The following is an 18,615-nucleotide window of genomic DNA, read 5'->3' on the forward strand; positions in this document are numbered from 1 at the left end:
CACGACCGCATCACCATGGGTCGTGATCACGGAAGAGCGTGACGCCGTTGTGCTGGGCCCGGAACCACTGGCACTTCGGCGGCTCGCCGATTCACTTGGCGGGCGGGGCCGCAAACGGAGCCCTCACGGGCCACCACGCCCTGTCTTGCACCCGCTGCAATGCCACCGAAAGGGAGGTGATGGCAGCTCTCGGCGGCTTGTCAGCCGCAGTGCTCCCAACCGCTCTTCCAGACAACATCTTGGACACCGCCGCCCCACTTGACACAGGTGTTGGCCGCAGACACGTACACAGGTCCTGCGAACTTGGTGTACCCACCGAAATCTTTGATCTCGCTCCCGCCGGACTTCTGGATGGAGGCGCCCATCCACATCGCTGCGCCGGTCGACGAATCCAAGATCGTGGTGACGCAGTTGTACCCGTTGCTGCTGTTGTAGGTCAGGTAGATGACCGCAGGGCCCAGGTCTTTGGAGTTGATGACTTTATATCCGGAGCCGCACACCGCGCCGGGGGTCGTTGCCGCAGCTGCGGCGGGGCCAGCCGTCGAGAGCAGCCAGGCTGCAGCGACGACGGTCACCACGGCGGCGGGCTTCAACTTGTTGGAACGGAGCACAGTGCCTTCTCTCTTCACATGCATGATCATTTCATGAAGATCATTTGCTCTCCCGGTGAAGGTGTCAAGGGCGTTATGTAGCCAAGAGCGAACGGATGTTGACGGGGCGTGAGTGGACCGGGCCGGGGCTCAGCCGATCGGGAACGCCACGTCGCAGACCTCGTCCGTGGCCGAGGCCGCGTCCCAGTCGGCGAAGTAGATCTCGCGGCACGGGCCGGTGATGGTCAGGCCCTGCCGGTCGATCCACTTCTCGACCGCCTCGAAGGCGGAGAGGATCTGCGGGTGCGCGACCTGCGCCTTGGTGATGCGGACGTAGGCCAGGCGCTGCGCGGGCTCGGTGCGTACGGTGGCGCCCGGGACGGCCGCCGTGCCGTTCGCCGCGACGGCCGCCGTGTCGTCCGCCGCGCTCTTCGCGACCGGTACGCACGCCTCGGCCGGGCCGTCGCTGTCCGGGCCGACCTCCGCGTGGTACGCGACGTACGGCACGCCCGTCACGCCCCCGTACGCGGCGGCGGCTTCGGTGAGGCGGCCGATGGCGGCCGGGATCCAGCGGGGCAGTTCGTCGGAGAGCAGCTGGCGGCGCTCGGCCAGCACGGTCCGCTCGGGCACGTCGATGGTCCTGATCTCGTACATGTGGCTACTCCTGCCGGAGAGTCGGTCACGGATATGGGTGGCGAGCACGCGCCGGACCGCGTGGCGTTCCTCGACGTCCGTCCAGTACGCTTCCAGCGCGTCGGCGGCCCGGTCACCGGGCAGCGCGACGACCTCGGCGATGCGCGCCAGCGGCATGTCGAGCTGCCGCAGGAGCGCCACCAGCCGGGCCTGTTCGACCTGGTCGGGGCGGTACCAGCGGTAGCCGGTGGCGGGGTCGACCCGCGCGGGGGCGAGCAGACCGAGCCGGTCGTACAGCCGCAGTGCCTTCGGCGAGAGGCGTGAACGGGCCGAGAAGTCACCGATCGTGAGCAGTTCCACGAGGTCCCATCCTCCGTCATCGGGCCGCTGTCGGCCCGATGGGGAGAGCGTGCGCCTTGCCCCTGGGACAAGGTCAAACACCGGAGCGTACGTACGAACGAAGCGCGTCCGCGCGACAGGAGGCGGGACCACGGGCAGGACCGAGGTTGAGTTCAATGGCGGGGCCAAGGTCAAAAGAGAGAAAGGTCAAACCGTCAATCATCCATTTTTGCTTTCGGGTTACGGCGCGATCCCTCATAGTGATGCGATATGAGGTGTGAACGGTGCGGGAGTGACCGGGGAGAATCGCGGCCCGGCACGGAGTGCCAGGTGTGCGGCGCCGGGGGCTCGGAGCCCTGGAACGATGCCGCCGACACCCGGCCCTGGTCCGACGCCGGTGCCACGCAGGCGGCCTGGACCGGCCTTGAGGCGCGCTCGACGCCGATTCCCGGTATGACGATGCCGAGGACGGCCGCCGCGGCGGCAAGCGTCGCGCCCGGCCCCAGGCGGCACGAGATACCCGATGAGATGCCGGGCCAGCCCCTGGGCCGGGCCTTCGACGAGCTGGCGGAGTCGTCGCGGCTGGGCGAACAGGGCGTCCCCGGGGCGGAGTCGGAGAGCGGCGGGAACCGCGAACGCGGCGGCAACGGGCGGGGCGTCCGGCGGCGGTCGAAGCGCGACGCCTCGCGCGAGCGCGCGCGCGACCGCGAGCGGGCGCTCGCGGCGAGCGAGGAGGCGGGCGTCTTCTCGGAGTTCTCGCCGGACTTCCCGCCGGGGAGCATGTACAGCCGGGGCCGCTCGCGCAAGCGCGTACTGATCACCGTCGCCGTGCTGGCCCTCGGCTGCCTGGGCGTCACGGTCGCCGTGGTCAACAGCTCCGGCGGCGGCAACGGCCCGGTGGCCGGCACCGCCAACCCGCAGCTGCCCGGCGCCGATACGCCCCAGCTGCCGGGCCTGGGAGGCGGCGGCATCGACCCCGGCGTCGTCCCCGGTGACGGCGACGGTGTGGGTGACGGTGTCGGCGACGGTACGGGCAACGGCGCGGACCCGGGCGCCGGCATGGGGACGAACGCGGGCGACCCGTCCGGCGACGCCTCGGCCGAACCGGGCCCGGGCGCGGGCGTCGGCTCGGAGGCGGGCTCGGCGGCGCCCGGCGGGGCGGGGGCAGCCGCGTACGAGGAGTGGGCCGGTCCCGGATGCAGTACGGGCCACTACCGCGAGCACGGCCGGGTCGAGAACGGCGACGCGGCCTGGTACACGGTGAAGTCCGGCGGATACAAGGGCAGTTACTGCGACGGCAGATTCTCCGCCGTACCGATGTCCGGTCGGCAGGACCAGGACTCCGGCTCCACCGCGACCTGGTCCTGGACGCTCGACAAGGCGTACGAGAGGTGCGCCGTCGCCGTGTACGTACCGGACAGCGGCCGGGCCCGCGATGTGGCCGGCAACCCGACCGTCTACAGCGTGCTCAAGGACCCGGCGAACAGTGCCACAGGCTACGACGGCTTCGCCGTGGTCCAGACGAAGCACCGCGGCAGTCTGGTGCGGGTGGGCAGCTACCCGGCAAAGGGCCGGACATTCGCGGTCCAAATGGTGGACCGGGGGCTGGACTTCGGCAGCGAGGAACGCACGGGCGCGCACCACGCGGCGGCCCAGATGAAGATCAACTGCACCTAGTGGAAAGCTCGACCGGCGGCGCGGATACCTGAGAATCAGCGGCCCGGAAAGCGGATGCCCGGAAAAGCGAAAGTCCAGAAAAGCAGAAGTCGGACAAGTGAAGCGCGACGAACTGAACCGTGAGCTGGCCGGCCTGCGCCGCGCGCGGATCGGTGACCGTCGCGCTCCGCACAAGCCCCTGCTGCTGCTCTGGCTGCTGGGCCGCTTCGCCGCCTCGGGCGGTACGCCGGGCGGTACGGCCGTCACGTACGACGAGGCGGAGGAGCCGGTCAGCCGGCTGATCAACGACTTCGGCCCGGCCGTGACAAGCCCCGCGCGGGCCCGGGAGCGGGCGGCGATGCCCTTCGTCCACCTGGAGCGCTCCCTGTGGGACCTGCGGGACGCGACGGGGCAGGCGATCGGCACGGACGCGCCGGAGCGGGGCGGCCAGCTCCGGGCGCGCGGTGCGCACGGCCGGCTCCGCCCGGAGGTCGAGGCGCTGGTGGCGGACCCCGCCGTACTGGCCGCTGCCGCCCGGCAACTGCTCGAACAGCACTTCACCCCGGCGCTGGAGGCGCTCGTCCGCGACGCGGCGGGCCTGGACCTGCCGGGGCTGGACGAGGAGATGTACGCAGCTGTACCGCCGCTGTCCGACCCGTCCGGCAGGTCCGCTCCGTCCGGCCTGTCCGGCCTGTCCCGTCCGGCGCGACGGGCGCGGCGGGCGGGCTTCGCCGAGGAGGTGCTCCACGCGTACGCCTACGCCTGTGCCTTCTGCGGCTTCGACGGCGCGCTGGGCCGTCACCCGGTCGGACTTGAGGCCGCGCATGTCCGCTGGCACAGCCAGGACGGCCCGGACGCCGTCGACAACGGGCTGGCCCTCTGCTCCCTGCACCACACACTCCTCGACCTGGGCGTCCTGGGCCTGGTCCCCGGCCCGTCCGCCGGACCGCGGATCCAGGTGTCGCGGCTGTACGTCACGAGGAGCGAGGCGGGCCGCGCGGTGGACGCCCTGCACGGCCGCCCTGTCGCGCCGACCCGGCCGGGACATCCGCCCGTATCGAAGGAGTTCGTGGTCTGGCACGGGCGGCAGGTCTTCAAGCGGCCGGGCGCGGCGGTGATGTGAGCCGGGCGGCGTGAGCCGTATGGTACGGACCTGCTGTCACTGTCACTGTCACCTGTCACGTCCGGTCGAGGACGCCGGTCTCCCAGGCCCAGGCGGCGATCTCCACGCGGTTGCGGGCGGGCAGTTTGGTCTGCACGTTGCCGAGATGGGTCTTCACCGTGCCGATGGAGATGGAGAGTTCGGCGGCGATCTCCGCGTTGGTCAGCCCCCGGGCGACGAGGCGTACCAGCTCCAGCTCGCGGGCCGACAGCGGGCTCTGCGCCCGCCGGGCATCGGTCGCGGGGCGGTGCAGGCCGCGCAGCAGCCGTACGGTGATGGAGGGGCTGACCAGCGCCTCGCCGGAGGCCGCGGCGCGGATCGCCTCGACGAGCAGGGCGGGGCCCGAGTCCTTGATCAGGAATCCGGCGGCGCCGTCGCGGAGGGCGCGGTGGACGTACTCGTCGTCGTCGAAGGTGGTGGCGACGACGACCTTCGGCGGGTTGACGGCGCCGGGCCGGTTGATACGGCGGAGCGCTTCGAGGCCGTCGAGGCGGGGCATGCGGATGTCCATCAGGACGACGTCGGGGCGGTGCAGGCGGGCTAGTTCGACGGCCTCCAGCCCGTCGGCGGCCTCGGCGACGACCTCGATGTCGTCCTCGGCGGCGAGGATCATCGAGAATCCGGCGCGGACCATGGCCTGGTCGTCGGCGATCAGTACGCGAATGGTCATCGGGCGGCTCCGGTGGGTCAGTGGGAGGGGACTGAAGAAGAGGAGAGGACAGGCAGGACGGCTTCGACACCCCAGCCGCCGCCCGTGACCGGGCCCGCCTGGATACGGCCGCCGATCAGACCGACGCGCTCGGCCAGCCCGCGCAGACCGAAACCGCCGCCGCTGCCGCCCACGCCGCCGACGACGGTGTGACGCGGCCGGCCGTTGTCGGTGACGCGTACGGTGAGAATGTCGCTGCCGCTACCGCCGCCGGTTCCCGTTTCTGCGGCCGTGGACCGGGCCACGCGTACGGTCACTTCCGTACAACCGTGGGCGTGCTTACGGATGTTGGTCAGGGCCTCCATCACCACCCGGTGCGCGGTGGTGGTCACCTCCACCGGCAGATCGCCGAACGTGCCCTCCCGGTCGAGCCGGGCCCGTGCGCCGCCGACCCCGGCGAACCCCTCGACCAGCGCGTCGATCTCGTCGATCCCGGCCAGGGGCGCCAGCGCCGGCTGCCCCTCGGTGTCGCGCAGCATGCCGACCATGTGCCGCATGGAGGTCAGCGCCTCCGTGCCGGCCCGCTCGATCCGTTCCAGCGACGGGGGGATCAGCTCCGGCCGCCGCTCCGCGACGGCGAGGGCGCCCTGCGCCTGTACGACGATGCCGGTCACGTGGTGGGCGACGAAGTCGTGCAGGTCGCGGGCGAACTCGGTGCGCTGCTCCAGGCGCAGCGTCGACGCCTGGCGCCGCTGTTCCGTCATGACCAGCCGCCAGGTGACACCGATACCGAGGACGGCCGTCGAGCCGAAGGCGAACATCGTGACCATGGTGATCATCCGGTCGCCGCCCAGGCCGAGCGCCAGCGGCCGGAGCATGATCGCCGTCCACAGCAGGGGAGGGGCGATCCATCCCGTCCACTCCCGTCGTGCCCGTACGGGAACGACCAGCAACAGCCAGAGCAGCGCGGCTGGTTCGGCGAGTCCGTACGGGCTGTGGAAGTAGGGGAAGCCGGGGGAGACACGGTCAAGGGCGTACATGGCGAGGGTGAAGCCCAGCGACGCCGCCCCGACCGCGCAGGCGACCGCGGGGAGCGCCCGGGCGCCGAGCCACGGGGACACGACGACGACCGCCCCGGCGGCCAGGACGAGGGACAGCTTGATGAGGTCGGCGTCGTACGGACCGAACCGCGCGGTCCGGTAGTCGTACACCAGAGCCGTCCCCACCACGGCCAGCCAGAGCAGCCATCCGCCCCGGGCCAGCAGGAGCCCCGTGCGGGTCCAGCGGAGGACGGGGCCGTTCGGCGGCTGCGCTCGCGGCTGGGCTCGGGCTCGGCCGAAAGTCGTAGAGGAGCGCGAGGGATCTGTCTTTCGCCGGATCCGTAGCGCTCGGCGCGCGGGCAGAGTCGTCTCTGTCGGGCGGACCCCGGTTCCGTTCTCCATCACACGCAGGAGCATGACATGAGCGCTCTCCCCCCTTCGGGCCACCCGATCCATCCACCGGAGAGAAACGAGTGGGACGGACGGGCTGAGTGGGACGGGCGGACCGAGTGGGCCGCCGCGCCGACGACGCGGCCCCGGTGGAGTGAACCGGCCGTGGAGGCATACGGGTTGGGAATGGAGTACCGGCGCGGCTGGGCGCTGCGGGACTGCTCCTTCCGGCTTCCGGCCGGGCGGATCTGCGGGCTCGTGGGCCCCAACGGCGCCGGGAAGAGCACCCTGATGAGCCTTGTGACCGGTATGGCGCGGCCGACCGCCGGGCGGCTGCGGGTGTTCGGCGCGGAGGCGCACTCGCCGGACGGCAGTCTACGGACCGCCTTCCTGTCGCAGGACAAGCCGCTGTTCCGGCGCTTCACCGTGGCGGAGACGCTGCTCATGGGCGCCCGGCTGAACCCGAGTTGGGACCGGGCGACGGCGGAGGCCATCGTCCGGGCCGGCAACGTACCCCTCACCGCACGGGTCGGCACCCTCTCCGGCGGCCAGCGCACCCGTGTCGCCTTCGCCCTGGCCTTCGGCAAGCGCCCCGACCTGCTGGTTCTCGACGAGCCGATGGCCGATCTCGATCCGCTGGTACGGAAGGAGCTGACGCTGGCCCTGGCCGCGGAGGCCGCCGCGCACGGCACCACGGTGCTGATCTCCTCCCACATGCTCTCCGAACTGGAGGACCTGTGCGACTACTTGCTCGTCATCGCGGACGGTTCCCTGCGACTGGCCGGCGACGCGCACGAGCTGCTCGCCGCGCACACGCTGATCGACGGCGGCCCGGCGGACGTCCCGGCGGCGGTCGGCGGCCACCGCGTGGTCGAGACCAGCGGGGCGGCGGGCCGCGCGGTCACTCTCGTACGGCTGGAGGGCCCGCCACCCGTACCCCCGGCCTCCCGGGCGGGCCGGACGCCGGGACTGGAGGACCTGCTCCTCGGCTATCTGCGCTCACCGGAGGCGCCGCCGCTGATCTGCCCCAGCGCGCGGGTGGGCGACATAGCCGACGCCATTGCCAACAACCCGACGACCAAGGACGCGGCCGCATGAGCACCGACACCAGGCAGGGCGGCCAGAACCAGCAGCCCACCGGAACCAAGGGCCCCACCAGAAATACCGGCCCCACCGGAACCGTCCCGACCGCCGTCCAGCGGGGCCCGGCCCGGCTCGCCGGCATGCTGTGGCTCGTCTGGCGCCAGCACCGGGCCGCGTTCCTGACCCTGATCGCCGTGACCGCCGTCGCGGTGGGCCTGATGGCGTACCTGCGCGCGGACCTGATGGGCTTCCTGGCCAGCGAGAACACCTCGGCCCCGACCCCCGACCAGACGGACTCCTTCGAGTCGCACGCCCAACGCATGTGGAGTGTCGGCGAGTACCTCGGCTACCTGCCGCTCCTGATCGGCGTCTTCATCGGCGCCCCGCTCTTCGCCGGCGACCTGGAGACGGGCACCGCCCGGCTGGTCACGGCGCAGTCCGTCAGCCGTACGCGCTGGATCGTCACGAAGCTCGCGCTGACCGGGGTCGTGGTCGCCGCGCTGACCGCGCTGCTGTCGGCCGTATTCGGCTGGTGGTGGCGGCCCGTGAGCCACCGCGACACGATGAGCTTCACCAGCGGCACCTTCTTCGACAACACGGGCATCGTCCCGGTGGCCCTGGCACTGCTGGCCTTCTCCGTGGGCGCGGCGGCGGGCCTGGTGCTGCGCCGCACCCTGGTGTCGATGGTGGCCACCCTGGGCATCGTCGCCGCCCTCCAGGTGGTGTGGTCCCGCTTCCGCCTGGACCTCGGAACCATCCTCACCGCCGAGTCCCGCGGCACCGCCGGCCAGGAACTCCCGGACCCCAAACTACCCTCGGGCGCCGTGGAGACGGGCGAGGGCACAGGCTTCCTCACCGGCTCCGGCGAGCGCCTGGACTGGATGACCTGCCTCAGCGAAACCGAGGACACCGCCCGCACCGCCTGCCTCCAGGCCAAGGACATCGTCGGCCTCTGGAAGGACTACCTGCCGATCTCCCAGATGCCCACCATGCAGTACCTGGGCGCCGCCATCATCCTGACCCTCACCGCGGCCCTGACCACATGCATCCTCCTACGAGGCCGCAAACAACCGCTGTAACCCCCACACGAGCCCTGAACCCAGAACCCCCACAGCCCACAAGAACGCAGAAGCCTTTCCGCCCATACCCGCGGAAAGGCTTCTGACCTGCAACTTCACCGTGTGCCCCCGGCAGGATTCGAACCTGCGACACCCGCTTTAGGAGAGCGGTGCTCTATCCCCTGAGCTACGAAGGCGGGGCTTGCGTGGAGCGTGGAGGAATACTCTGGGTGATATTCCGTCTCGCTTGAGCAAGGTCCCGGGCTGCCGCTGAGGTCAGCCCAGGACAGCGTAGCGGATGGGGTGGGGTGGTGTTGCGGTGGTTGGTGGTTCGGCCGGCTCGGCCTTGGCCGGGTACGTGACTGCGGGATGAACGGCTTCGTCTGCTGGACCTGTTCGCGCAGGAGGTCACCATACGCAGGGGAGTTCCACGTCGATCACCGTCGGGCCTCCCGCCGGGCTTGTCACCGTGACCGTTCCGTCGAGTGCGGCGACCCGGCGGCGCATGCCGACCAGGCCGGAGCCGGCCGTCTCGTCGGCGCCGCCGCGGCCCTCGTCGCGGACCATGACCACCAGGCCGGTACGGGTGCCGGCCAGCCATACCTCGGCGGTCGCGGAGCCGCTGTACTTGGCCGCGTTCGTCAGTGCCTCGGCCACGACGAAGTACGCCGCCGCCTCGACCGCCGCCGGGACGCGGGCGCCGCTCTCGGCGCCGTCCTCCAGGCCCTGGACCCGTACGGTGACATCCAGACCGCTGCTCGCGGCCAGGGCCCGTACCGCGCCGGCGAGGCCGCGGTCGGTGAGGATCGGCGGGTGGATGCCGCGTACGACGTGGCGCAGCTCGGTCAGTGCCTCCTCGGCCTGGTGCTGCGCGTCGTCCAGCAGCCGGCGCGCGCCGTCCGGGTCGCGGTCGTACGCGCGTTTCGCCAGCCCGATGCGCATGGACAGCGATACCAGCCTGGCCTGCGTACCGTCGTGCAAGTCCCTTTCGATACGGCGCAGTTCGGCGCCGTGCGCGGCGATCGCGCCGGCCCGGGTGGCGGTCAGCTCCTCGACGCGTTCGGCGAGCAGCGCGCTCGGCGAGGGCTTGAGCAGGGTGGTCGACCACGCGGCGTCGAGGTCCGCGAGCCGGCTGATCAGCGGCAGGACGACCGCCTTCCGGCGCAGCAGTCCGCACAGCACGCCGTCGACCAGCAGCCCCGCCAGCCACAGAGGCACCGCCAGCAACAGCAGCAGACCGTAGACGTAGTAGGCGGCCATCCACCGCAGATCCTTGCGCGTACCGGGGTCGCGGACCGCCGTGCGCAGCCGCTCCCGGAGCGGACCCGTCAGGGGCGCGTACGCCTCGGGGATCTTCTTCCCCGTCCACGCCTCCACCTGGGTCCGCTTCGCGCCCGCCACCCGGCGCACCAGGAGCACCGCCTCGGGCAGCAGCCCGGCACCCACCACCAGCAGGGTGCCGGCGGCCGAGAACAGCAGCACGGTGACGAACAGGTACGAGAAGAAGCCCAGGGCCGTGGCTCCCGCGAGCTGCACTGTGGCCCGAGCCGCCTGTCGCACTGTGTTTCGCATGCTGATCAGGCTAATTCCTCGCTTCACCCGGGGGCGGGAGAGCGGGCACCCGGTTCGGGGTGTAGCCCGCTACACCATGGGTTCGGGAGTGACACTCCTCGTACCGGCGGGCGGGTGACGGCACCGTTGAACGCAGTTGATCCGCGAGGTTCACCGTTCATCGTGCCGGAAGGAAATCCCATGAAGTCGCACCGGGCCACGGCCACCCCGGCAGCCCCGGCCGCAGCTCTGGCCGCAGCCTCGGCAGCCCCGGCCGCGCCCGGTCCGTTCGCTTCCTTCGCCCGGTTCGTACTGTTCGGTGGCGGCGTCGGTGTCGCCTCCAGCTTCGCCGTCTCCCCGCTCGCCGCGCTGATGCCCTGGGCGGTCGCGAACGCGCTGATCACGGTCGCCTCCACCGTCCTGTGCACGGAACTCCACGCCCGCTTCACCTTCGGGGCCGGGCGCCGTGCCGGATGGCGGCAGCACCTTCAGTCGGCGGGATCGGCCTCGGCCGCGTACGGGGTGACCACCGTCGCGATGCTCATCCTGCACCTGATGCAGCCGTCGGCCGGAACGCTGCGCGAGCAGGCCGTCTACCTCGGCGCCTCCGGGCTCGCGGGCATCGGACGCTTTCTGGTGCTGCGGCTGTACGTGTTCGCCGTCGGCCGGAGCCAGGCCCCGGCGGACGGTGAGAGGGCGGTTCCGTCCATCCCGGTTCAGCGAGGTGTCCCTGTCCGATCGGCCATGGCTACGGCTGTGGCTACGGCCACCGCTTGGCAGGTCCCCTTGCGGGGCGTACGGGTGAACTCCAGGCCGGTCTCCCGGTCCGGTCGGGCCTCGCAGGGGAACCCGAAGGCGACGGCCGGGTCGCGCCCGTGGAGGTCGACCACGGATTCCACGAGGTCCGCGAAGTCGCCCACAGTCAGGCGGCCTTGGCGCCAGGCGCCCGCCCAGGTGATCGGCACGATGAGCCCGGCCGGCGCCACCACAGCGCGGGTATGACGTAGAGCAGCCTCACATTCGTCCGGGGAGCATCGGGCAGGAGGCCCGCGTGGTCTCCTCGTACGCCCCGACGCTGCGCGCCCCCGCTCGCGCTCCGGGCCCGGGCGCCGGGCGCGCCGCCCGCTTTCTGCTGTTCTCGGTCCCCGAAGCGCCCGGGACGCCGCCGCCGCCCGGCGCTGACGCCGAGGCCGGCCTGCTGCCCCGGATACTGCCCGACGCGCTCCTCCTGTACGGGGTACGGGCGAGCCGGGACGCCGTGTCCCAGGCCAGGGACCGACACCCCTGCCACGCCCTTGCCGTGGGCGGCCCATGTCCACATCGGACCGTGAACGCCCTTACCTGATAGGCCCGTTGTTGCTCTATCGGCCCGTCCGTCCTCGCCTCTCGACCCCGCCACGGAGCGGCTGATCCTCGCGGTGTACTACGGCGGCAGCCGAGGAGGCGGCGCGCTACCTGAGGCCGGTTGCGGAGATCGGGAACCCAGGGGCCTGCCAGGCACCTGACGAGTTACGTTTCCGCCGCACCCACGCCGTCCCTACGGCTGGAACCCGGCCCCCGTACGCCCAACCCCGTACCCCCAACTGCCGCCGCCCGAGCCCCGGTGTGGGGGAGACCTCCCCTGCGGCGGGCCCAACTCGGCCTCCTCCGCAGGCGAGTGGCTGGACCAGGAGCTGCTGTTCCACTTCGACGACCTCATCCACCCCCACGGGCACCGCCACTCCCAAGGGCACCGCCACCACCGCCGATGCCTGCCGTGGCCGCCCTCAAGCCGCTGGGGGAGCCGGCCGGCCGCCCGGTGTCCCCGCCCGCTGACACCCGTAAGCCCGGCGGCGAGTCAAGTGCTCGCCGCCGGGCCTGGGGCTCGCCGTTCCCCGTCCCCACGGGTTCGGCGAGTGCGGGGCCGATACCGCCATGGTGGCCCCGGTCTGGGTGGTCAGTTGGTTACTGAGGTGGTCAGTCGGTCAGTGGGTCAGGGTGAGCGTGCGCTCAGGGTTGTCGTGGTCGTTGCCCCGACCCTGTCCGTCGCCCTGGTCGGTGGGGGCGGGGTGCTTGCGGGTGATTGCCTCGCCCTCGACGTCGATGCTGGGCAGGAGCCGGTCGAGCCAGCGCGGCAGGTGCCAGGCGCGGTCGCCGAGGAGGGCGAGTACGGCCGGGACGATGGCCATGCGGACCACGAAGGCGTCGAAGAGGACGGCGATGGCGAGACCGAAGCCGATCATCTTGATCATGGACTCGCTGGCGCCGATGAATCCGGAGAAGACCGCCACCATGATCAGTCCGGCGGCGACGACCACCCGGCCGCTGGTGCGGAACCCGGAGACGATCGCCTCCGCGGGCCGCTCGCCGTGCACGTACGCCTCGCGGATACGGGAGACGAGGAAGACCTCGTAGTCCATGGCCAGTCCGAAGACGATCCCGACGAGGAAGATCGGCATCATGCTCATGATCGGGCCGGTCTGTTCGACACCGAGGAGGCTCGCGCCGTGGCCGTTCTGGAAGACGGTGACGACCACGCCCAGGGCCGCCAGGACGGAGAGCAGATAGCCCACCGCCGCCTTCAGCGGGACGAGGATCGAGCGGAAGACCAGCATGAGCAGCACGATCGCGAGTCCGACGACGACGATCAGATACGGGATCAGGGCGTCCTGGAACTTCTTCGCGACGTCGATGTTCATCGCCGTGCTGCCCGTGACCTCGTACGTCGCGCCGGCCTCGGCCTCGATGCCGCCGCGTTCGGCGCGGATGGACTTGACCAGGTCGATGGTCCTGGAGTCGGTGGGGCTGGTGGACGGGGTCGCGGAGATGATCGCCGTGTCACCGGCCGGGTTGAACTGCGCCGGCGATACGGAGACGATCCCGCTCGTTCCGGCGATGCGCTTGCCGACCGTGGCGGCGGCGGCCTTGGGGTCGTCCGCTCCCTTGGCGTCGACGACGATCACCAGCGGGCCGTTGAAGCCGGGCCCGAAGCCGTCGGCCAGCGCGTCGTAGGCACGGCGTTCGGTGGTGGAGGTGGGCTTGGCCTCGTCGCCCGGCATCCCGAGCTGGAGGTCGGCGGCCGGGACGGCGAGGGCGCCGAGGCCCACGACGCCGAGGATGAGGATGGGCAGGGGGCGGCGTACGACCAGGCTCGCCCAGCGGCTGCTGGCGTTCTTGACGTTGCCCGCGCTGTCGGTCTTCGTACGGCGGGGCTTCTTGCCCTTGCGGACCCGGCGGGAGAGCACGGCGTTGGGCCAGAAGCCGAGGAGCGCGGGGACCAGGGTGAGGCAGATGACGACGGAGACGAGAACGGCTCCGGCGGCGGTGAGGCCCATCTTGGTGAGCATGGGGATACCGACGACGGCCAGGCCGGCCAGCGCGATGACGACGGTCAGACCGGCGAAGACGACGGCGGATCCGGCCGTACCGACGGCCATGCCCACGGCTTCCCTCGGCGCGCGGCCCTTGGCGCGTTCCTCGCGGTAGCGGGAGACGACGAAGAGGGCGTAGTCGATGCCGCAGGCGAGGCCGAGCATCGAGGCGAGGGTGCCGCTGGTGAGGGAGAGCCCGAAGGTGGTGCCGAGGGCGATAATGGCGGTCATGCTGACGGCGACACCGATGACGGCGGTGAGCAGCGGCAGCCCGGCCGCGGCCATGGACCCGAAGGTGATCAGCAGGACCACCGCCGCGATCGCGATACCGATGGCCTCGGCGGAGCCGCCCGCGGCGGGCTGGGTCGCCAGGGCGTCCCCGCCTGTCTCGACCGTCAGACCCGCGTCCCGGGCCTGTTCGACGGCGCGTTCCAGATGCTCCTTGCCGGCGTCCGTCAGGTCGTCGGCGGCGGTCTTGAAGGAGACGGTGGCGTACGCGGTGGTGCCGTCCTCGCTGACCGCCTTCGCCTGGAAGGGGTTGACGGCTCCGGCGACCTGCGGGCCGTCCGCGGCGTCCTTGACCAGGTCGTTGATGACCGCCTTGTTCTTCGCGGCGGTGACCTTCTCCCCGTTCGGCGCGATGAACACGATCCGGGCGCTCGCCCCGTCCGCCCCCGATCCGGGGAAGCGCTCGTCGAGGAGGTCGAACGCCTTCTGCGACTCGATCCCCGGCATCGCGAACCCGTCGTCGGGCGCTTCGGACGCCTGGGTCGCCGCGAAACCGACGGCCCCCAGAACGGCCACCCACAGCAGGGTGACGAACCATCGCCACCGGAAAGCGATACGGCCTACGTGATACAGGACAGTAGCCATGGCGGTCAGGAGCCTCCACATCGGCGGAACAAGAACGGGGAAGGACAGCAACGGGGAAAGACAGCGCAGAAGAAGTCGGGGAGGCGCGTTCCGTCCGCCTCGGTCCAGGACCGGGGACGCCGTGCCTCACTGGTCTCTACGATCCCGTTCCGCGCGCTCCGCCACGAGGGACCACCCTCCCGAACCCGGGGTGTAGCCCAGCTCCGACGCGGGGTGTAGCCAGCTACACCCCGGGACGCCAGAGGTGACGACAGAAGCGGGTGAACCCCGTCTGATACGCGACCACGACGAGCTGCGCCCGGTCGCGCGCGCCCAGCTTGGTCATGATGCGGTTGACGTGCGTCTTCGCGGTGTGCGGCGATACGTACAGCCGCCGCGCGATGTCGTCGTTGGACAGCCCGCCGGCGACCAGCCCGAGCACCTCGCGCTCCCGCTTGGTGAGCCGGTCCATGCCGGGGTGCGCCGGGCGCGCCACCGCGGACAGGAAACCCCCGGTCGCACGGGCGCGTTCCCGCATACCCGTCAGCCCCAGCCCGAGCCCGGTGCCGCCGGCAGGCGCCGGTCCGGCGCGCATCGCGTTGCGGACGGTGATGTCCAACGCGCCCGGACCGTACGCCGGCAGCAGCCGTACCTCGTGGTCCCGGCCGTGCTTGTGCGCGTTGGTGAGGCCCTCCTGGATGATCCGGTACGCGGCCGGATCCGTGGCGGGCGGCAGTGGGCGGGGCCGCCCGGCCGTCCGCTGCCGGATGGCCAGACCGGCCGAGGTGAACGATTCGAGCAGCTGGCCCAGCCGGGACAGACCGGGGAGGGGCTCGGTCGGCATGGCCTCGTCGCCGGAGCCGGTCCGGCGCGGTACGCCTCTCGGGGGCCCCTCGGGCGTCGCCTCACCGTGGACACCCGCCGTACCGCGATCGCGGTACGTTCCGGGGCCCGCTCCGCGCCGGTCAGACCTGGCCGGGGGCGGTGGGGTCGACAGCCGCCGGGTGGACGGCCGCGTCGGCCAGGGCCGCGACCCGCTCGGCGGGGACCGGCGTTCCGGGCGTCTTCACGTACCAGCCGTACATCTCCTCCTGGCTCAGCCCCGTGGCGGGCTTCGCGGTGAAGTACGGGTCGACGTGGACCGGGGTGCCCGGCCGGCTGCGCCAGCTGTCGGCGAGGGTGCCGATGTCGACCGAGTCGTAGCCGAGGACGTCCAGCAGCGCCGCCGCCTCCGCCTTGGCCGTGGCATCGTCACCCGCGATCGGCAGGGCGCTGCGGTCGGCGGCACCGGCGGGCCGGGCGAGGGTGAACAGCCGTACGAAGTCGATGTTGTTGAACGCCTTGACCACCTTCGCCCCGGCGAGGTGCCGCTGCACCAGCACGCTGGAGGCCGGGGCGGCCGGGCCGGCCTCGTCCAGCGCGGCGATGGGGCCGAAGCGGTCCGGGTAGTAGTTCATCGTGTCGATCACGGTCTTACCGGCCAGGGCGGCGGCCGGAAGCCTGTCGTAGGCGCTCAGCGGGACGGTCGCCACCACCAGGTCGCCGGCTTCGGCGGCCTCGGCGGGGGTGGCCGCGCGGGCCCGCGGGCCGAGTTCGGTGACGAGGTCCGCGAGGGTCTCGGGGCCGCGGGAGTTGCTCAGGACGACGTCCAGTCCGGCGGCGACGGCGAGCCGGGCCAGCGCGCTGCCGATGTTGCCGGCGCCGATGAGTCCGAGGGTCTTGGTCATGGCTTCATGCCTCCATTGCGATGGTGCCGATGACACCGACGGCGTACTGCGTCAGTGCTTCAGTAATGACTCAATGACGATAACTGAAACTCAGTGTCATACTGGCTACTGTAGCTCACGTATGCGAGCCGGATCCGGGTGAGAGGTAGGATGCGCGAGGTGAACGCTGGACCGCGTACGAGAACGAGAGACATCGCACGGGCCGCCGTGCGGTCGGAGCTGGCGCAGGTCGCCTACGACCTGATCCGCCGCGAGGGCTTCGACAAGGTGACCGTCAGTGATCTGGCCGCGGCGGCGGGAGTGTCCCGCAGCACCTTCCTGCGGTACTTCGGTACGAAGGAGGACGCCGTCCTCGGCGCCCTCGACGCGCAGGGCGAGCAGCTCGCCGACGCCCTGCGGGACCGCCCGGCCGACGAGGACGACTGGACGGCGCTGCGGCGCTCGCTCGACGTCCTCGTCGAGCCGTACCGCCTGGACCCGGCCGAGGCGCTCGCCACCACCCGCCTCATCATGGGCACCCCGGCCCTGTGCACACGGCAGCGCGAGAAGCAGAACAGCTGGCGCCCGCTCCTTGTCGGCGCCCTCGCCGAACGCACCGACCCGGCACGGCCGTTCACGGTGGCGCTGTCGGTACGGGCGGGTGCGGCGCTGGAGTGTCTGAACACGGCCCTCGACCACTGGATCGTGTCCGACGGCGACTTGGACCTCGTCGACCTCCTGGACGAGGCATTCGCCGCACTGACGATCGGGTAACCGGGCTTCCGGTGCGCACGAGCCTCGGACAGCACAGGTTCTGTCTCGAATCCCGGATTGCCTGTCTTGAATCACCTGTTCGGGAGTGGCAAGAGGGAGCGGGCGATTAGTCTGCTTCTCATGGCGCACGAGAGCGATCACCGCAACCACCGTTCCAGGAGTGACGCGTCGCGTTCCCGCCGTCGTCCCCTCATAGCGACGCTGGTGGCGGTCGCGGCGATCACGGGAGTCGGCTATGGCGGATACGTGGCCCTGGCGGGCGGTTCCGGCGAGGACCCCGAGGTCCGTGCGGCCACCGACCAGCTGACGAAGTTCCTCGGCGCGTGGGAGTCGGGCGACGCCGAGGCGGCCGGTTCCTTCACGGACACGCCCAGCAACGCGGAATCGCTCATCAAGTCCGTCATGACCAATCTGAAGCCGTCGAAGACCACCATCTCCGCGGGCTCGGGGAAGAAGATGGAAGGGGAGGTCTACATCCCCTTCACCGTCGAGATGGCCATCCCCGACGCCGGCGGCTACACATGGGAGTCCGAGGCCAAGGTCGTCCCCAAGCAGGGGAAATGGGAGGTCGAGTTCACCTCTCCCATGATCCATCCGAAGCTGACCTCCGGACAGACCCTCGCCCTCCAGTCCAAGAAGCGCGCCGCCGTGCTCGACACCAACGGCGACGAACTGCGGGCGCCCTCCCTGGTCGGCGCGGTCGACCCCGAGAGCGGCAAGGGGCTCTCCGGACTCCAGGCCCGGTACAACAAGCAGCTCACCGGCGGCGGAGGCGGCGCCAAGTCCGTCGCGATCGTGGACCGTCAGTCCGGGGAGGCCGTGCGGCGGCTCACCGAGGTCGGGGGCGCCGAGGCCAAGCCGGTGAAGACCACCATCGACCCGAAGGTCCAGGAAGCCGCCGCCGAGGCGCTGGACGGCGTCACGAAGAACGCCGCCATCGTCGCCATCCAGCCCTCCACCGGGCATGTCCTCGCCGCCGCCAACAACCCCGGCGGCATGAACCGCGCCCTCGAAGGCCGCTATCCGCCCGGCTCCACCTTCAAGGTCGTCACGGCCGCCGCGCTCCTCAAGGAGGGCCTGAGACCGGCCGACCCGGGCGACTGCCCCAAGTTCGCCGAGGTGAACGGCCAGAAGTTCGAGAACCAGAACCAGTTCACGCTGCCCGACGGCGCCACTTTCAAGGACTCGTTCGCCAAGTCCTGCAACACCTTCTTCATCAACTCGCGCGCCAAGCTCTCGGACGCGGCCCTCCACGACACGGCCGGGGCGTTCGGCATCGGCGGCGCGTGGGACGTCGGCATCAGCACGTACGACGGCAGCGTGCCCGTCGCCACGAGCGACAACGACAAGGCCGCCTCCGCCATCGGCCAGGCACGCGTCCAGGCGTCCCCGCTGGTGATGGCCTCCATCGCGGCGACGGTCAAGGACGGCACGTTCAAGCAGCCCGTGCTCGTGCCCGACGGCGTGAAGAAGCCGTACGAGGCCCCCGCCGCCCTGGACGCGGCGGTCGTGGCGGATCTCCGCGAGATGATGCGCGCGACGGTCACCTTTGGCTCGGGCGCGGCGCTGAAGGACCTCTCGGGCGAGCCGCACGCCAAGACCGGCACGGCCGAGTTCGGCGAGGAGACCCCGCCGCGCACCCACGCCTGGATGATCGGCTACCAGGGCGAGCAGGACATCGCGTGGGCGGTGCTGCTGGAGGACGGCGGCTCGGGCGGCAAGGACGCCGGACCGATCGCGGCGAAGTTCCTGAAGGGCGTCATCGACTGACGGCCACGGCCC

Annotated in this window: 14 protein-coding genes, 1 tRNA gene and 1 pseudogene; 7 read left to right on the forward strand and 9 right to left on the reverse strand. The window is 71.4% G+C overall.

From position 1 onward, the window contains the following. Nucleotides 1-200 precede the first annotated feature (200 nt). Nucleotides 201-641 carry a hypothetical protein gene (locus DVK44_RS20035; RefSeq protein ID WP_228447274.1) on the reverse strand — a complete coding sequence of 147 codons (441 nt, stop codon included), beginning with the start codon at nt 639-641 and terminating at the stop codon, nt 201-203. A 99-nt stretch (nt 642-740) separates the two neighbouring features. Further along, a complete protein-coding gene (locus DVK44_RS20040) occupies nt 741-1,583 on the reverse strand; it encodes a MerR family transcriptional regulator (protein ID WP_114660891.1) in 843 nt (280 codons plus the stop codon). Between the two features lie 309 nt (nt 1,584-1,892). On the opposite strand from DVK44_RS20040, the gene DVK44_RS20045 reads away from it, so the two are divergent. Both DVK44_RS20045 and DVK44_RS20050 read left to right on the forward strand, forming a co-directional pair. Beyond that, nucleotides 1,893-3,239: a hypothetical protein gene (locus DVK44_RS20045; RefSeq protein ID WP_114660892.1), complete on the forward strand. Its 1,347-nt coding sequence runs from the start codon at nt 1,893-1,895 to the stop codon at nt 3,237-3,239. Nucleotides 3,240-3,336: 97 nt separating this feature from the next. Further along, the gene (locus DVK44_RS20050) at nt 3,337-4,341 is read left to right on the forward strand and encodes a phosphorothioated DNA-binding restriction endonuclease (RefSeq protein WP_114660893.1); all 1,005 of its coding nucleotides are present in this window, start codon (nt 3,337-3,339) and stop codon (nt 4,339-4,341) included. Between the two features lie 55 nt (nt 4,342-4,396). Here the strand turns inward: DVK44_RS20050 and DVK44_RS20055 are convergent, their stop codons facing one another. Continuing rightward, the gene (locus DVK44_RS20055) at nt 4,397-5,050 is read right to left on the reverse strand and encodes a response regulator (RefSeq protein ID WP_114660894.1); all 654 of its coding nucleotides are present in this window, start codon (nt 5,048-5,050) and stop codon (nt 4,397-4,399) included. A 17-nt stretch (nt 5,051-5,067) separates the two neighbouring features. Next, complete coding sequence (locus DVK44_RS20060; protein WP_228447275.1) at nt 5,068-6,255, reverse strand: sensor histidine kinase; 1,188 nt, start codon at nt 6,253-6,255, stop codon at nt 5,068-5,070. 390 nt (nt 6,256-6,645) lie between these two features. Here DVK44_RS20060 and DVK44_RS20065 point away from each other — a divergent pair, with 390 nt between their 5' ends. Beyond that, nucleotides 6,646-7,557 carry an ABC transporter ATP-binding protein gene (locus tag DVK44_RS20065; protein WP_228447647.1) on the forward strand — a complete coding sequence of 304 codons (912 nt, stop codon included), beginning with the start codon at nt 6,646-6,648 and terminating at the stop codon, nt 7,555-7,557. Continuing rightward, entirely contained in the window at nt 7,554-8,621 is a 1,068-nt protein-coding gene (locus tag DVK44_RS20070) for an ABC transporter permease (protein WP_114660896.1), read from the forward strand. The genes DVK44_RS20065 and DVK44_RS20070 overlap by 4 nt, the downstream gene beginning before the upstream one ends. 103 nt (nt 8,622-8,724) lie before the next feature. Here the strand turns inward: DVK44_RS20070 and DVK44_RS20075 are convergent. After that, nucleotides 8,725-8,797: transfer RNA gene (locus DVK44_RS20075), tRNA-Arg, on the reverse strand. Between the two features lie 211 nt (nt 8,798-9,008). Further along, nucleotides 9,009-10,172: a sensor histidine kinase gene (locus DVK44_RS20080; protein WP_114660897.1), complete on the reverse strand. Its 1,164-nt coding sequence runs from the start codon at nt 10,170-10,172 to the stop codon at nt 9,009-9,011. Between the two features lie 180 nt (nt 10,173-10,352). On the opposite strand from DVK44_RS20080, the pseudogene DVK44_RS20085 reads away from it, so the two are divergent. Further along, a pseudogene (locus DVK44_RS20085) lies at nt 10,353-10,829 on the forward strand (GtrA family protein); the annotation flags it as partial. 1,286 nt (nt 10,830-12,115) lie between these two features. On the opposite strand, the gene DVK44_RS20095 reads toward DVK44_RS20085, so the two are convergent. The 3 genes from DVK44_RS20095 to DVK44_RS20105 form a co-directional block, all read right to left on the reverse strand. Continuing rightward, nucleotides 12,116-14,374 carry an MMPL family transporter gene (locus DVK44_RS20095; RefSeq protein WP_114660899.1) on the reverse strand — a complete coding sequence of 753 codons (2,259 nt, stop codon included), beginning with the start codon at nt 14,372-14,374 and terminating at the stop codon, nt 12,116-12,118. Between the two features lie 223 nt (nt 14,375-14,597). Further along, the gene (locus DVK44_RS37220) at nt 14,598-15,197 is read right to left on the reverse strand and encodes a helix-turn-helix transcriptional regulator (protein WP_228447276.1); all 600 of its coding nucleotides are present in this window, start codon (nt 15,195-15,197) and stop codon (nt 14,598-14,600) included. A gap of 121 nt (nt 15,198-15,318) precedes the next feature. After that, nucleotides 15,319-16,080, reverse strand: a complete 762-nt coding sequence (locus tag DVK44_RS20105) for an NADPH-dependent F420 reductase (protein ID WP_114660900.1) — start codon at nt 16,078-16,080, stop codon at nt 15,319-15,321. A gap of 159 nt (nt 16,081-16,239) precedes the next feature. On the opposite strand from DVK44_RS20105, the gene DVK44_RS20110 reads away from it, so the two are divergent. Both DVK44_RS20110 and DVK44_RS20115 read left to right on the forward strand, forming a co-directional pair. Continuing rightward, nucleotides 16,240-16,833 carry a TetR family transcriptional regulator gene (locus DVK44_RS20110; protein WP_228447277.1) on the forward strand — a complete coding sequence of 198 codons (594 nt, stop codon included), beginning with the start codon at nt 16,240-16,242 and terminating at the stop codon, nt 16,831-16,833. A 120-nt stretch (nt 16,834-16,953) separates the two neighbouring features. Beyond that, complete coding sequence (locus tag DVK44_RS20115; protein ID WP_114660902.1) at nt 16,954-18,603, forward strand: penicillin-binding transpeptidase domain-containing protein; 1,650 nt, start codon at nt 16,954-16,956, stop codon at nt 18,601-18,603. The last annotated feature ends 12 nt before the right edge of the window (nt 18,604-18,615 follow it).

It is taken from the genome of Streptomyces paludis (assembly GCF_003344965.1).
GTDB lineage: Bacteria > Actinomycetota > Actinomycetes > Streptomycetales > Streptomycetaceae > Streptomyces > Streptomyces paludis.

Coding starts and splice junctions, on each gene's coding strand:
- DVK44_RS20035 (WP_228447274.1), bottom strand. CDS start 641: ATGATCATGCATGTGAAGAGAGAAGGCACTGTGCTCCGTTCCAACAAG.
- DVK44_RS20055 (WP_114660894.1), bottom strand. CDS start 5,050: ATGACCATTCGCGTACTGATCGCCGACGACCAGGCCATGGTCCGCGCC.
- DVK44_RS20065 (WP_228447647.1), top strand. CDS start 6,646: ATGGAGTACCGGCGCGGCTGGGCGCTGCGGGACTGCTCCTTCCGGCTT.
- DVK44_RS20070 (WP_114660896.1), top strand. CDS start 7,554: ATGAGCACCGACACCAGGCAGGGCGGCCAGAACCAGCAGCCCACCGGA.
- DVK44_RS20080 (WP_114660897.1), bottom strand. CDS start 10,172: ATGCGAAACACAGTGCGACAGGCGGCTCGGGCCACAGTGCAGCTCGCG.
- DVK44_RS20095 (WP_114660899.1), bottom strand. CDS start 14,374: ATGGCTACTGTCCTGTATCACGTAGGCCGTATCGCTTTCCGGTGGCGA.
- DVK44_RS37220 (WP_228447276.1), bottom strand. CDS start 15,197: ATGCCGACCGAGCCCCTCCCCGGTCTGTCCCGGCTGGGCCAGCTGCTC.
- DVK44_RS20105 (WP_114660900.1), bottom strand. CDS start 16,080: ATGACCAAGACCCTCGGACTCATCGGCGCCGGCAACATCGGCAGCGCG.
- DVK44_RS20115 (WP_114660902.1), top strand. CDS start 16,954: ATGGCGCACGAGAGCGATCACCGCAACCACCGTTCCAGGAGTGACGCG.